The 13,241-nt window shown below is 66.3% G+C and carries 15 protein-coding genes; 6 read left to right on the top strand and 9 right to left on the bottom strand.

Going from position 1 to position 13,241, the window contains the following annotated elements; genetic code table 11:
- The first annotated feature begins 143 nt into the window (after positions 1–143).
- Positions 144–287 carry a hypothetical protein gene (locus tag KUG43_RS13985; RefSeq protein WP_216910031.1) on the top strand — a complete coding sequence of 48 codons (144 nt, stop codon included), beginning with the start codon at positions 144–146 and terminating at the stop codon, positions 285–287.
- 24 nt (positions 288–311) lie between these two features.
- On the opposite strand, the gene KUG43_RS13980 is transcribed toward KUG43_RS13985, so the two are convergent.
- The 4 genes from KUG43_RS13980 to KUG43_RS13965 form a co-directional block, all read right to left on the bottom strand.
- Positions 312–1,874: an ABC transporter permease gene (locus KUG43_RS13980; RefSeq protein ID WP_286194809.1), complete on the bottom strand. Its 1,563-nt coding sequence runs from the start codon at positions 1,872–1,874 to the stop codon at positions 312–314.
- Between the two features lie 8 nt (positions 1,875–1,882).
- Positions 1,883–2,974, bottom strand: coding sequence for an extracellular solute-binding protein (locus KUG43_RS13975; protein WP_216910030.1), 1,092 nt, complete (start codon positions 2,972–2,974; stop codon positions 1,883–1,885).
- 91 nt (positions 2,975–3,065) lie between these two features.
- Positions 3,066–3,209 (bottom strand): hypothetical protein, encoded by a 144-nt coding sequence (locus KUG43_RS13970; protein ID WP_216910029.1) that lies wholly within the window; start codon positions 3,207–3,209, stop codon positions 3,066–3,068.
- Positions 3,210–3,294: 85 nt separating this feature from the next.
- Positions 3,295–4,440 (bottom strand): CobW family GTP-binding protein, encoded by a 1,146-nt coding sequence (locus tag KUG43_RS13965; protein ID WP_286194808.1) that lies wholly within the window; start codon positions 4,438–4,440, stop codon positions 3,295–3,297.
- Between the two features lie 94 nt (positions 4,441–4,534).
- On the opposite strand from KUG43_RS13965, the gene KUG43_RS13960 reads away from it, so the two are divergent.
- The gene (locus KUG43_RS13960) at positions 4,535–4,942 is read left to right on the top strand and encodes a tellurite resistance TerB family protein (RefSeq protein ID WP_216910027.1); all 408 of its coding nucleotides are present in this window, start codon (positions 4,535–4,537) and stop codon (positions 4,940–4,942) included.
- Here KUG43_RS13960 and KUG43_RS13955 read toward each other — a convergent pair.
- From KUG43_RS13955 to KUG43_RS13935, 5 genes are read right to left on the bottom strand one after another with little or no spacing between them, the layout of a single operon-like run.
- Positions 4,932–5,333, bottom strand: a complete 402-nt coding sequence (locus KUG43_RS13955; protein ID WP_216910025.1) for a Fur family transcriptional regulator — start codon at positions 5,331–5,333, stop codon at positions 4,932–4,934. The genes KUG43_RS13960 and KUG43_RS13955 overlap by 11 nt on opposite strands.
- Positions 5,334–5,343: 10 nt before the next feature.
- Entirely contained in the window at positions 5,344–6,711 is a 1,368-nt protein-coding gene (locus KUG43_RS13950) for a hypothetical protein (protein ID WP_216910023.1), read from the bottom strand.
- Positions 6,708–7,415: a TIGR03943 family putative permease subunit gene (locus KUG43_RS13945; RefSeq protein WP_216910021.1), complete on the bottom strand. Its 708-nt coding sequence runs from the start codon at positions 7,413–7,415 to the stop codon at positions 6,708–6,710. The genes KUG43_RS13950 and KUG43_RS13945 overlap by 4 nt, the downstream gene beginning before the upstream one ends.
- Positions 7,412–8,380 (bottom strand): permease, encoded by a 969-nt coding sequence (locus KUG43_RS13940; protein ID WP_216910019.1) that lies wholly within the window; start codon positions 8,378–8,380, stop codon positions 7,412–7,414. The genes KUG43_RS13945 and KUG43_RS13940 overlap by 4 nt, the downstream gene beginning before the upstream one ends.
- Positions 8,377–8,886, bottom strand: a complete 510-nt coding sequence (locus KUG43_RS13935; protein WP_216910017.1) for a 6-carboxytetrahydropterin synthase — start codon at positions 8,884–8,886, stop codon at positions 8,377–8,379. Before KUG43_RS13935 ends, KUG43_RS13940 begins: the two co-directional genes overlap by 4 nt.
- Before the next feature lie 99 nt (positions 8,887–8,985).
- Here KUG43_RS13935 and hisIE point away from each other — a divergent pair, with 99 nt between their 5' ends.
- The 4 genes from hisIE to KUG43_RS17125 all read left to right on the top strand — a co-directional run.
- Positions 8,986–9,648 (top strand): bifunctional phosphoribosyl-AMP cyclohydrolase/phosphoribosyl-ATP diphosphatase HisIE, encoded by a 663-nt coding sequence (gene hisIE, locus KUG43_RS13930; RefSeq protein WP_216910015.1) that lies wholly within the window; start codon positions 8,986–8,988, stop codon positions 9,646–9,648.
- Positions 9,645–10,010, top strand: a complete 366-nt coding sequence (locus KUG43_RS13925) for a hypothetical protein (protein ID WP_216910013.1) — start codon at positions 9,645–9,647, stop codon at positions 10,008–10,010. The genes hisIE and KUG43_RS13925 overlap by 4 nt, the downstream gene beginning before the upstream one ends.
- A 7-nt stretch (positions 10,011–10,017) precedes the next feature.
- Positions 10,018–10,620: a hypothetical protein gene (locus tag KUG43_RS13920; protein WP_216910011.1), complete on the top strand. Its 603-nt coding sequence runs from the start codon at positions 10,018–10,020 to the stop codon at positions 10,618–10,620.
- Positions 10,621–10,692: 72 nt separating this feature from the next.
- On the top strand, positions 10,693–13,241 hold a 2,549-nt coding region (locus KUG43_RS17125), incomplete at its 3' end, for an SPM autocatalytic domain-containing protein (RefSeq protein WP_502988619.1).

Genomic DNA, 13,241 nt, shown 5'->3' with positions numbered 1-13,241 from the left:
CCGCATCCGGGCCGCCGAACTGCTGCAGGTCCCCAGTGGTGAAACCGGCCTGCGGCTGGCGCCGGCCCTGGTCGATGGCGCTCCCCTGGCCGCCTGAAGGCCCCCCCTTTTCCTCCCCGCCCGTTCTTTTCGTCGCCCCTCCCATGGCCAACTCCCTCGGCAGCCTCCCCGACAGCCCCGCCGCCATCAGCGTCCGCGGTCCCCAGCCCCAGGCCAAGAAGAAGGGCTGCCGTCAGAAGAAATGCTCCAAGTGGAAAGGCGGCAAATGCTGCTGCGGCCGCGACTGAGGCCGCACGCCCGCTGGCGCCGCTTCAGCCCCCCTTGCCCTGGCGCTCCAGGCTGGGCATCAGGGCCACCGAGGCCGCCAGCCCCAGGGCCAGGATCAGCAGCGCCGGCACCAGGGCCGCCGCCACCCTTTCGTCGCTGGCGTACTGATACACCCGCACCGAGAGGGTGTCGAAGTCGAAGGGGCGCAGCGAAAAGGTGAGCGGCAGTTCCTTCACCACGTCGACGAACACCAGCAGCGCCCCGACCAGCAGGGGCCCCCGCAGCAGCGGCAGGTGAATCCGGCGCAGTACCGCCAGCCAGCCGCAGCCGAGGCTGGTGGCGCACTCATCGAGGCTGGGGGGAATGTGCTCGAAGGAGGCATCGAGTCCCTGTTTCGAGACGGCCAGGAAGCGGTCGCCGTAGCCCCAGAGCAGCAGCAGCAGGGGGCTGAGCTGCAGGGGGCCGCCGATCAGCATCAGGGCCAGGGCCAGCACGGTTCCGGGCACGGCGTAGCCCATGCCGGCGAAGAAGGTGAGCCGGCCCAGCAGGGGATGGGCGAGCCAGCGGCGACTGATCGCCAGCAGCAGGGCCGCCGCCACCGTCAGCAGCGCGGCGGCCAGGGCCAGGCCAAGGCTGCGCAGGGTGAGGGCCAGCAGATCCTCGACCGGATCGCTCTGCAGATGGTCACGGCTCAGAAACAGCCAGGTGAGCGGTAGCCCCAGGCTGGCCAGGGGCGGCAGCAGGGTGAGCAGCTGGGCCAGGTGGCAGCGCCAGCCCCGCAGGGGCCACTGCAACGCGCCGACGCCGTCCTGGCCGATGTTCCAGCGGCGGCTGCGGTGGCGCATCCAGCGCTCGGCGCCCACCAGCAGGCTGACCAGCACCAGGGCGATCAGGGCCAGACCCACGGCCCCCTGCAGGTCACCTTCGCTTTGCCAGCGCTGCAGGATGCCCCGCGACAGGGTGGGAACGCCCAGCAGTTCCACCGCGCCGAGCTCATTGACCACCTCCATGCCGCTGAGGGCGACGCCGGCGCCGATGGACGGCAGTGCCAGGGGCAGAGCGACGCGCCGGAAACTGCCCCAGGGGCCCACGCCCAGGCTGCGGCAGGCCTCCAGCTGGCGCTGGCCACTGCCGGAGAAGCTCTCGGTGGAGAGCAGGAACACATAGCTGTAGGTGGTGAGGCTGAGCAGCAGCACGGCCCAGCCGATGCCGTGCACGCGAAACCCCCAGCGGCTGCCCAGGTCGACCAATACGGCGGCCAGCACGAAGGCAGGGGCCGCCAGGGGCAGCACCTGGGCCAGCCGCAGCCAGCGGCGACCGGGGAACTGGCAGCAGGCGGTGAGCCAGCCGTTGGCGGTGCCGAACAGGGCACCGATCAGGCCGACAGCCAGCACCAGCACCAGGGTGTTGGTCAGCTGCTCGAGGCCTTCGGCCCCCAGCCACAGCTGGCTGGAGCCTGCATCCCGCACGGCAAAGCCAGCCAGGACCAGGAACGGCAACAGGGCCAGTCCGCAGACCAGGAGCACAGCTGCCGCCAGGGGGGCACGCCGCAGTGGCGGCCCGCTCCTGTTGGCTGTCGCCCGCTCGGCCGTTGCCAAAACCCCCATCCGGTGACCTACTTCCAGCCGTTCGATTCCATCATCTGGGTCGCCGCCCTGCTCTTGGATCCGATCTGCTCCACCGAGACGCCATCGGCCCGGAAGGTGCCGAACCGCTTGAGGATGGGATTATCCCCGAAGCCCTTGAGGGGGTATTCGTTGTTGGCTTCGGCGTAGCCGCGACCGCCGGTGGGGGAGGCCAGGAATTCGATCAGCTTGATCGCCGCCTGTGGATTTCTGGCGTGGCGGGTGACGCCAGCCCCGGTAATGTTGACGTGGGATGGGTTGAGATACACCACCTTCAATTGCTGGGCCAGTTGTTTGTCCTGGGCGCCAGCTTCTCCGGAGAGCATGCGGGCGATGTAGTAGGAGTTCACCACACCCACGCCGCACTCTCCCCTGGCGACGGCCCGGGCCAGGGGGGTGTCGGAGGTGAAGAAGGGCTGGCTGACATTGGCCACCATGCCGCGGATCCAGGTGCGGGTGGCGGCATCCCCGTTGAGGATCATGCGGCTGGCCACCAGCGACTGGTTGTAGGGACTCTTGCGTTCCCGCAGGCAGAGCTTGCCTTTCAGGGCGGGCTTGGCCAGGTCGGCATAGGTGCGGATCGTGGCGGGATTCACCAGCTTCGGGTTGACCACAACGGCACGCACACGCCGCGTCAGGCCATACCAGCGCCCCTGCGAGTCGCGCAGGTTGGCGGGCACGTCCCGTTGCAGGGCGGCCGAACGGACGGGCCGGAACAGGCCCTGGTCGGTGGCGGCGTCGAGGCGGGCGGCGTCGACGAGCACCAGCACGTCGGCGGGACTGTTCTTGCCCTCACTCTTGAGGCGTTCCAGCAGGGCATCGTCCTTGGCCTCCAGCACATTCACCTTGATGCCGGTGCGGGCGGTGAACTGGCGATACAGCTCCTTGTCGGTGTTGTAGTGCCGGCCGGAATAAACGCCGATCGTGGTGCCGGCCTGGGCGATGGCGGGAGTGCTGGCCTGGAACTGGCCAATGGCCGGCAGGGTGCCAGTGCCCAAGCCAACAAAGGCCGCCGCAGCCGCGGCTGCGCATCCGGCGGCGGGAAGCCAGAAACGAACAAGGGGGAACCTGGAGCTGGGCATCAGGAGGAACGGGCTTGTGCCCGGACCCTATGAGGGCCCCCCAGTGGCAGACGGATCAAACGACGCGAAGGCGCGTATCAATGCTCACGCCTCAGTAGGTCGTGGAGCGCCGCACCGGAATCAAAGCAGGCTGCATCAGTCCACCGCCGCCGTTGTCGTCGTCGGAGTCCATCGCCATCCACAGCACCAGACCGAGAAGGGCGAGAACGCCCGTCATCAGGAGGAACTCGGTCATGGGAAAGGGTCGTAGGCCGCCACCCTAGCGGCGCTGGCCGGTGGTTCCGTAGTGGATGCAGCACAACGGGCCGGAAGAGGGCCGATCAGGCGAAGCCCTTGCCCGCCTCCCTGGCCACACAGGCCTGGAGTTGCTGGCGCAGCCGCTTGTGGTCGAGATCCTTGCCGATCAGCACCAGCTGGTTCTTGCGCTCCCCCGGCCAGTCGCTGTCATCGATGGAGAAGCGCTTGCCGGCCAGGTGGAAGACGTGGCGGCGCTCGCTTTCGTTGAACCAGAGAATGCCCTTGGCGCGGAAGACCCCGGCCGGCATCTGGTTGTCGAGGAAGTTCTGGAACTTGCGCAACGAGAAGGGGCCGTCGCTGCTGAAGGACAGGGACGTGAAGCCCTCGATCGCCTGGTGGTCGGGATGGCCGCCGTGGTCGTGGCTGTGGTCGTGGTCGTGGTGATGGCCGTGGTCGTGGCCATCGCCAGCGCTCGCAGCCTCCTGTTCGTGCGCGCAGTGACCGTGGTCGTGGTCGCAGTGGCTGTGGTCCTCGCTGGGGGCGGGGGCCTGCTGCTGGGCCACCACCTTGTCGGTCTCGAACAGCCCAACGCTCAGCAGCAGCGGCAGGGGTACCTCACCTTTCACCGAGCGCAGGATGCGGGCTTCGGTCTTGATCGCCCGCAGCTCGCCTTCGAGGGCCTCAAGCCGCTCTTGGCTGACCAGGTCGCACTTGTTGAGCAGGATCATGTCGCCGTAGACGATCTGGGAGCGGCCCACCTCCCCCTGCAGCGTCTCGGGGCCGAAATTCTCCGCGTCCACCAGGGTGATGATCGAGTCGAGCCGGGTCAGGTCGCGTAGGTCGCTGCCGAGGAAGGTCATGGCCACGGGCAGGGGGTCGGCCAGGCCGGTGGTTTCCACCACCAGGTAATCCACCGGTTCGGGGCGCTCCAGCACCCGGTAGACGGCCTCCAGCAGCTCGCCGTTGATCGAGCAGCAGATGCAGCCGTTGCTCAGTTCCACCATGTCGTCGCCGGTGGCGACGATCAGCTCGTTGTCGATGCCGATCTCGCCGAACTCATTGACCAGCACGGCGGTCTTGACCCCCTCCTGGTTGCTGAGGATGTGGTTGAGCAGGGTGGTCTTGCCGGCGCCCAGGAACCCCGTGAGGATCGTCACCGGCACGGAGATGGGCTTGGCCTCGCTGACCGCGGCCGCCGTTGTCGGGGCGTCCAGATTCGTGCTGGTCATGGGGAGGAGCGAAGGCGTTGTGGCGATTCTGACGGCGCGGCTGCCCCACCAGCACGGTGAAGGCTGCTGGAATGGCGGCCGATGAACCCGGTCCATGAACGCCAGCGAAGCTTTCGCCGCCATCGGCCTTGCCGCCGTGGCCTGCGATGGCGCCCTCGACGCCGATGAGGCCGCCATGCTGCGCCAGCTGCTGGAGGTGCGCTCGCCCTACAGCAACCTTGGCGAAGCCGTGATGGGGGCGATGTTCGACGGCCTGTTGGGGCGGTTGCGCACCGGCGGCTGGGAGACGCTGCTGATGGAGGCCGCGCCGGTACTGACCCCCACCCAGCAGGAGACGGCCTACGCGATGGCGGCGTTGCTGGTGCACACCAACCGCAGCTTCAAACCGGTGGAGCAGCAGATGCTGAAACGGCTGGGGGAACTGATCAGCGTGCCGGCGGACCGCTGCAGCCAGATCCTCGAGGTGATGGCGGTGCTGCACCGCGACAGCCTCAGGACCTGAGGCCCCGGCAGCGCTCGCACAGCCCGAAGAACTCAAGGGTGTGATACATGGGCAGGAAGTCGCCCATCTCGGCCTCCGGCAGGTGCAGGCCGTGCACCGGGCAGTGGCTGAGCACCCGGGTGCTGCCGCAGTCAACGCAGGTCAGGTGGTGCTCGTCCCGTTCCGTCGGGGCGTAGAGGGCTTCGCCGCTGGGCAGGTGGCGGCAGCGCACCAGGCCCCGCTGCTGCAGCTGGCGCAGGTGGCGGTAGACGGTGGCCAGGCCCATGGCGGCGGGGCTGCTGCGCAGCCGGGCGTGCAGATCCTGGCCGCTCAGTTCGCCGTCGGCCTGGCGCAGCTCCGCCAGCAGGGAGGCCTGGCGGGGGGGGAGATCAGGGGCGGAGGGGGCCTGCATGGTCCCGTTTCTACCCTGCCGGCAGCCAGACGGCCTGCAGGGCCTCCTGCTGGAGGGGCAACGGGGTGAGGCTGGTGGCCTCGATCAGCACCACCTGCGCCGGCGGTGGGGGCCCCTGGCCCTGCTCCAGCGGGCGCAGCACCACGGCCAGTCGGTCGCTGGTGGGGTCGTAGCTGAGGCCGGTGCCGGGTTCCAGCTCCCATTGGCTCAGGCGCCGCTGGGCCAGCACGGTGCCGCGGCGGTCGAGGCTGATCAGGGTGAGGGCCGGGCGGCCCACCCCTTCGACGAGCAGCGCCCAGATCCGCTCGCCGCCGCGGCTGCAGGCCGTGGCCACCAGGGCCTGGGGGCCGATCCAGAGCTGGCGGGGGGCCAGGCCCGGCTCCACCAGCTCCAGGGAGCGGCGGAAGTCGGGCCAGTGGCGCACCAGCAGGGCACGGCCCGCCCGGGGACAGAAGCTGCTCAGGTCGCGGCTGCCGGGCAGCGTCTGGCGGCGGGGCGGCCGGGGCGGCAGGTTCTGCAGGCTGAGGCCATCGATCTCCGGCACCACCGCCGAGCCGCCTTCCGGCAGCAGCCGCACCGCGCCGCTGGCCTCCAGCGGCAGCCGGCTGGGGCCGCCCCGGGGGGGCCAGAGCTGGAGGCTCACCTGGTCGGGTTGCTCGCCGCCCGCCTGCACCAGTAGCTCGCCGCGGCGGTTGGCGCTGATGTGGGCAAAGACCATGTCAGCAGGGCCGAGGGGCACCGGACTGCCGGCCTGCACAGGGCTGGGCGTGGCGTTGCCCTGGCGGCCCAGAGGGCGCAGGGGCTGCTGGTGCAGCGGCACCCGCCAGACCCGGAAGCGGCCGGCCTCGGAGCGGGCCACCACCGCTACGGCCTCGCCGTTGCCGAGCGGTTCGACCATGGTGATGCGCGGCCAGACCGGCGAGATCGGCCGCCAGCGGCCGTCGTGCTCCCGCACGTGCAGCTGCTCGCCGCTGCCCACCGGCACCACCGCCAGCAGCCGGGGGCGCGGATCCCACTGCCAGCGCTGGGGGGGCAGGGCCAGGCCGCGGCGATCGCGGCCGGCCAGCTGCAGCTCCAGGGGGGAGCTGATCCGCTGGTCGGGGGACAGGTTGAGCAGCAGGGTGTCGCCATCCCCGAGCCAGCGGTGGGCCAGGGGCCGGCTGAGGGTGCTGGCGGCCTGGAGGCTGGCCGGGTCCATGGGCCGGCTGAAGCGGGCCTGCAGGGCGGCGGGCCCGGAACTGGCGGCCACCGGCGTGAGCCGCTCGAGCCGGGGCGGCTGGCGCAGCAGCAGCTGCTGCTGAACCAGGCCCAGCAACGCTGCCAGGCCCAGAGTGAGCGGCAGGGGCCGGGCCCAGGGGAGGCGGGAGAGCGGGCTCATGGCTCCAGGGGCCGGGCCGGCCGGGGGATCGGCCGGATGCGGCTGGGAACCACCTCCAGCCGCTCGCCGCCGCCGGGGGCGGGTTTGAGGCCCATCACCCCGTCGATGGCCAGCCACTGGTCGGCGGGGAAGGGGGCCTGGCCGGCGGGCCAGTGGACGGGAAGGCCCACCGGGGAGGCATCGGCCAGGCAGCAGCGCACCAGCAGCCGGGCCAGCTGGGGCGGTTCGCCCTCCATCGGCAGCACGAAGCCGCTGATGCGCACCGGATCGCCGGCGAACAATTTGGGATCGGGCTGGCTGCGCAGCAGCCGCACCCAGTCGGTGAGGCTGCGCTGGGCGGGCGGCAGCACGAAGCTGAGCTCGCTTTCGGCGGTCTCGTCGCGGGGGCGCTGGCCGGCCAGGTCGGCGAAGGAGGGGGCCGGCGGCAGCAGCAGCACCAGCAGGGCGATGGCGGCGGTGAGCAGCAGGGTGCGGGCCTGGCGCCGGTCGCCCCGCTCCTGCCGGCCGGGCCCGAAGGCCAGGCGCAGCTGCAGCAGGGCCACCGCCAGCAGCAGCAGGCCGGCCAGGGCCACCAGGGGGTGGAACACGGCCCGCAGCAGCAGGTCGAGGCGGCCGTCAACGCTGCTGTAGAGCAGCACCAGGGCCCAGAGGCCGAGGCTGGCGGCGCGCCAGAGGGCGGCCCGCTGCAGGAGGGGGGGAGTCACAGGCGCCACAGGTTCACCCACTGGCCGATCAGCAGCACCATCAGGGCCGCCCCGGCGGTGGTGAGCACCAGGCCGCGGGGGCGGAACAGCAGCCCGAGCAGGCTGACCAGCTTGAGGTCGATCACCGGACCCAGGAGCAGGAAGGCGAGTAGGGCCCCGGGGGTGACCTGGGCGGCGAAGCTGAGGGCCAGGAACGCATCCACGCTCGAGCACACCGACACCACCAGGGCCAGCAGCATCAGGGCCAGGATCGAGAGGGTGGGGGCTCCGCCCACCGCCAGCAGCCAGCTGCGGGGCACGAAGGACTGCACCAGGGCGGCGATGACGCTGCCCATCACCAGCAACAGGGCCAGATAGAGAAATTCCTGGCTGGCGTGCTTGATCAGCTCGGCCAGGGGCGGCCGGACCGGGGCGGCCTCCGCGCTGAGGACCGTCGGCGTTGGGGCCCCCACCAGGCCGCTGGAGCGCTCCAGCAGCCCCACTGCCGCCAGGGGCTGGTGCAGGCGCCGTTCGGCCAGCAGGTCGGCCTGCAGCAGGAGCGGTTCGGGCACCAGGCCCAGCAGCAGGGCCAGGGCCACGGCCACCAGCACGGCGCCGAGGGGACGGGCCAGCAGCAGCCAGGGCTGGTCGGGGAAGGCGGCCCAGGTGCTGGCGATCACGATCGGGTTGAGCACGGGGGCGGCGAACAGGAAGCCAAGGCCGGCGCCGAGGGGCGCGCCACCGCTGAGCATGCGGCGGGCCACCGGCACGTTGCCGCATTCGCAGGCGGGCAGGGCGAAACCGAGGGCCGCGCCGGTGAGCGGACCCAGCAGGGGATGGGACGGCAGCCGCCGCAGCCAGCGGCCACCGGGGGCGAACCAGCGGGCGCCGGCGGAGATCAGCACGCCGATCAAAAGGAAGGGCAGCGCCTCGATCAGCAGCCCCTGGAACAGGGCCCAGGCGGTGGCGAGTCGCGTGAGGATCAAGGCGCCGGCCAGGGTTCCGGGGTGGCAGGAGCGGCGGCGCCAGCTTCGAACCAGTCGGGGATGGCGCGGAAGCAGGCGGCGTTGGCCTCGTTCTCGCGGGCCTCGACGCGCCAGCAGCAGCTGCGGCCGCCGTCGCGGGGCTGGAGCAGGTCGTTGGCCCAGCCCCAGGCCAGTTCGGCGCTGGCCTCCATGCCCACGTTGGCCATCACCCGCAGGTCGAGGGCGCCCTGCTCATGCAGGGTCTGCCACTGGGCGAGGAGGGGGTCGTCGTGGTTGACGAGGAAGGTGTGGTCGAACTGCTGCTCCAGCCGCTCGCGCAGCGGCTGGAGGCTGGAGAAATCGACCACGAAGCCGTGGACGTCGAGGTGGTGGGCGGCGAACCAGAAGGTGAAGCTACGGCTGTAGCCGTGCACGAAACGGCAGTGGCCCGGGTGGCGCCACTGGCGATGGCAGCAGGGGAAGCCGCCGTAGCTCTTGCTGCAGGTGTGGGCCGCGGGGGTGGACATGGGGGAGGATCACTGCAGCTGACGTCGCGTCCCGTGGGGGCTCCATCCGCCGCTTCCCCTGGATCCTGTCATCCGCCCATCCCCGGTGGGGGGGGCCAGTTGGCTGGGCCAGAGCTGATCGCCACGCTGCGCTTCGACGGAGCGGGGCTGATCCCGGCGGTGGCCCAGGACTGGCTGGACGGGGCGGTGCTGATGGTGGCCTGGATGAACCGGGAGGCGATCGAGCGGACGCTGGCCACGGGCGAGGTGCACTACTGGAGCCGCTCGCGGCAGGAGCTGTGGCACAAGGGCGCCACCAGCGGCCATTTCCAGAGGCTGCGCGGCCTCCGCTACGACTGCGACGCGGATGTGCTGCTGCTCACGATCGAGCAGGTGGGCCAGGTGGCCTGCCACACCGGCGCCCGCAGCTGCTTCTACGAGGAAGGTGCGGAGGCCACCCCTGGCGGAGCCGGCGCCCTGCCGCCGCCGGCGGATGTGTGCACCGAACTGGCGCGGGTGATCAGCGGGCGCAGGGAGCGGCCGGAGCCGGGCAGCTACACGAACAAGCTGCTGGAGGGGGGCGACAACCGCATCCTCAAGAAGATCGGCGAGGAGAGCGCCGAATTCGTGATGGCCTGCAAGGACGACGACCCGGACGCGATCGCCGGAGAAGCGGCCGATCTGATCTTCCATCTGCAGGTGGCCCTGGCCCACCACGGCGTCGACTGGCGCCGGGTGCAGGAGGTGCTGGCCGAGCGGCGTGGGGCGCCACGGCGCGAATGAGTCGGCTAAAGCGTGAACTGGCCTGCCGGCGGCGGCTCACTGATGGATCGGGAGAACGCTGGCTGTGGGCCCTGGGTTCGAGCCTGCCCTGGGTGGGACTGGCGGTGCTGCTGCTGCACGCCCTGACGCGCCGCACGGTGACGCCGTTTCTCTATGGCCTGACGGCCCTGGGGGCGGTGGGCTTCCTGGTGCTGACGCTGGGGGGCCTGCCGGACGACCTGGCCAACCGCAACCGGCTGCCATCGGGCACGGTGCCGGCGGCGATCACGTTGGTCTGCGTGTCGGCGTTTGCCTTTGGGCACCGGCAGGGGCAGGAGAAGGCGGCGGTGGAGGCGCGTAAGTGGTTGGAGTTGGATCGCTAGGGAAGGCTTGACCGTTCCCGGGAAGCCTGGAAGAGGACAAGCAGGCCATGGGCTTTTGCCACAGCTGGCCGATCCCCTTCCCCATCGTTACGTTCTCAACGTGCAGCTCCTGTTTCCCGGGAAGCCGCGCGATGGCAACAGCGCCATCGCGGATCAAGGCTTTCCTCCGTTCTGCTCCACCGCCCTTGAAGAGATCCAGATGGCCTTCGTGAACGAAGTGGTCTCGGATGAAGACATTGTTAAGTACAACTTGCCATTTAAACCAGGCGCGGGCCGCTACTGGACAAGAGATAAGGAGAGGGATTGTTACCTCTGGGGCGGGATTGTTGAAAACTTTGCGTTTGGATATGATCCAGAAGGGCAATTTGATTTCTACTGCGCAGATATTCTTCTGCGCGTTAGTTTAAATATGGGACAAGGATCGAGCTCATTTAAGGAATCTCCTTATCGAATCATATGGAGTGAGGTCTCTCACATTCAGCCATGCGACCTAGGAGGTCTGAGTCTTCATGATGTTGTCCCGCTGTTGAAGAGTGCGCTAATGACTTTTGGTTATGACGGCAGAAAAAACATCTTTACCCCAAGCCGCATAGTGTCTTTCGGTTTCTGATTCATCCTTTTGAAGGTACATTAATCCCGTATATTTATGATAAGCGCTGAACAGGCAAATGCGCTGCTTGACTTGGTCCGCACCAAGGAGGAGCTGCTTGACTTAATCGAACAAGTTGATCACAGAGTTGATGGTCCGGTCACCGTCCTGTATAGCGGATGGACGGGAGAATTCGAGTCACTTGGCAGCAGCAGAATTCACTCCGGCGCAATTGCTGAAGCTCTCCATCGTTCAGGTAACAATGTACGCACAATTGATCAGTCTGAGTTGGGTAAGTTTCTGAACCAAACCCAGGGGACTGAGTACTATAATCAAAAGCTTGCTGGAAAGCTTGAGGAGATCTTTAAGGATAACCCTGATGAGCTTAGGAGTTTCATGGATGGCGAAAGAATTGGCGAGATTCGGATAAATAATGGTGTATGGGATCGAGTGTCGGCGAGATACGCGGCTGATGCTGTTGGCGAAGTCGTGACGTTTACTGGTGGTGCATATGAAAATAGAGTCTTTTATCAAACTGAGCTGCCAATTATATTGGCTAATCCCAAGGTTACGAGTATTGATGGAATTCCTGTTGAAGCATTTAAGGGGATGACAATCAACGAGGCATATCTGATGATTAAGGCCGCTTCTGATGAGAGGGTTTCAAGGCTAAAAATCGCAGTAGATGAGACGGGAAACCCATTAATGACTGATAGGCATTACGTTGTCGATTCTCGAAGCTTCTTTGAAGATTCAAATGTCATTGAAGGCAAAGCCCCTCCCCCCGATACTCCGATGCGGTCGATGGCGGACTTCATTCCCCCGGAGAGGGTTGCTGCTCATCGAGAGGCGCTTCAGGACATCCGGAAAGCCCAGGACAATCTGGCTGTTCACTACAGACAGGATCTTCCGTCTCAGAACGCACTCGGTACATCCCGATGGCTCAGGGCCATGGACCAGCTGGGTCATATTGCCGATGTCGTCAGCCTCGCTGCCGTGGCCCATGACGCCAAGGCGGCCATGGATGCAGGAGATCAAGAATCTGCTGAACGGATTCTGACCCAATGGGCTTTGGAGAATGCAGGAGCCATCTTGGCTGGCCGATTGGCTTCACTTGCTGTGGCCCCCCTTCTTGCCGCTGGCCCCCTTGGCTGGTTAGCCGCTGGAGGACTGATCTTGTCCGCTTCCATGCTTGGCAGTGCCTATGCAGACGAAACGGCGGAGTTTTTAGCTGGCCACCTTGCTGATCTCTGGGATAAAGGCATGGAGGCCATGAGGGATCAATTCCAGACGGCGGAAAGGCCCTATTCGTGCCCACTCGTTCTAGATCTTGACCGGAATGGTGTTATCACCTTGGCAGAGAGTAGCTCTGGAATCTTTTTCGACCATGATGGGAATGGCTTTGCTGAACGGACTGGGTGGGTCAGTCCTACGGATGGTCTCTTGGTTCGTGACCTTGATGGGAGTGGCATCATCGAAAGTGGTGCTGAACTGTTTGGAAATCACACGCTGCTACCGGATGGGAGTAAGGCCGCCAACGGCTTCGAGGCCCTCAGGGCTCTTGATGACAATGGAGATCGCTTCATTGATCATCTCGATTCAGCGTGGATCACTCTGAAGGTCTGGTTGGACGGAAATAGCAATGGTGCCGTCGATGAAAGCGAGCTTCAAAACTTGAATGAGGTTGGTGTCCTTCGACTTGGGGTTGGCTATGCACTGTCGAACTTGACTGATCCCCAGGGTAATCGTCATCTTCAGGTCGGTGCGTTCCTGGCCTCAGATGGAACGATGCAATCGATGAATGATGTTTGGTTCCGAGTGGACCAGGCACGGACGAAATGGCTTCATCCTGTTTCGCTTGACGAACAACTGGCAAGCCTTCCGGACCTGAAGGGGATGGGTAGTGTTCCGGACTTGCACCAGGCCATGGCCTCGGATCTGTCCGGTGACTTGCGGTTGATCTTGGAACGATGGATCCAAGGAAGCAGCGTGCAGAGGGAAGCACTGATTGATCCCTTGATTTTCTATTGGGCCGGAGTGTCTTCCGAGCAAAGCACATCAAATTGGAATTCCATTGACGGACGTCTGGCTGTCATGGAGCGCCTTCTCGGTCAGACCTATCGCCAAGGTTGGCTCGATCCTCGCCCCGTTGGGGTGTCAGTGACGATGCTCCATAAGGCTTATGAGGATTTTCGTCTTCAATTGGAAGATCAATTGATCCTTCAGACGGATGGCTGGCCCATCCTGCAGCACTTCGTGGGACCTGACGGAGCTATTCATCAGGAGTCTTCAAGCACGGGTCTTGAGCAGGTGGTTAGCTATCTTGATGCTCACATCATTCAGTCCGCCGACTTTCTCAAGCTGTTCCGCCTGAATCGAGCCTTGAGGTCACTTGGGGATGAAGGTGAGTTGATTCTGGAAAGGATTCAGGAGTATGCGTCGTCCAAGGAATTTCCAAACAGCATCTTCTACCAGCTTCTTTCGGAGCATCGACTGCTCCAAGGGCAAGGGTTCTCGCCATCCAACCATCTTCAAGGCTCAGATGGACAGGATATGATCATTGGAGGAGCAGGAAATGATGGATTGAATGGTGGCTCAGGTCGAGATTGGCTGGTGGCTGGGAGTGGGAATGACAGCCTGAA

Source organism: Synechococcus sp. CCY 0621 (genome assembly GCF_019038465.1).
Lineage (GTDB): Bacteria > Cyanobacteriota > Cyanobacteriia > PCC-6307 > Cyanobiaceae > Cyanobium.
This window is presented reverse-complemented; position numbering and strand designations above follow the sequence as displayed.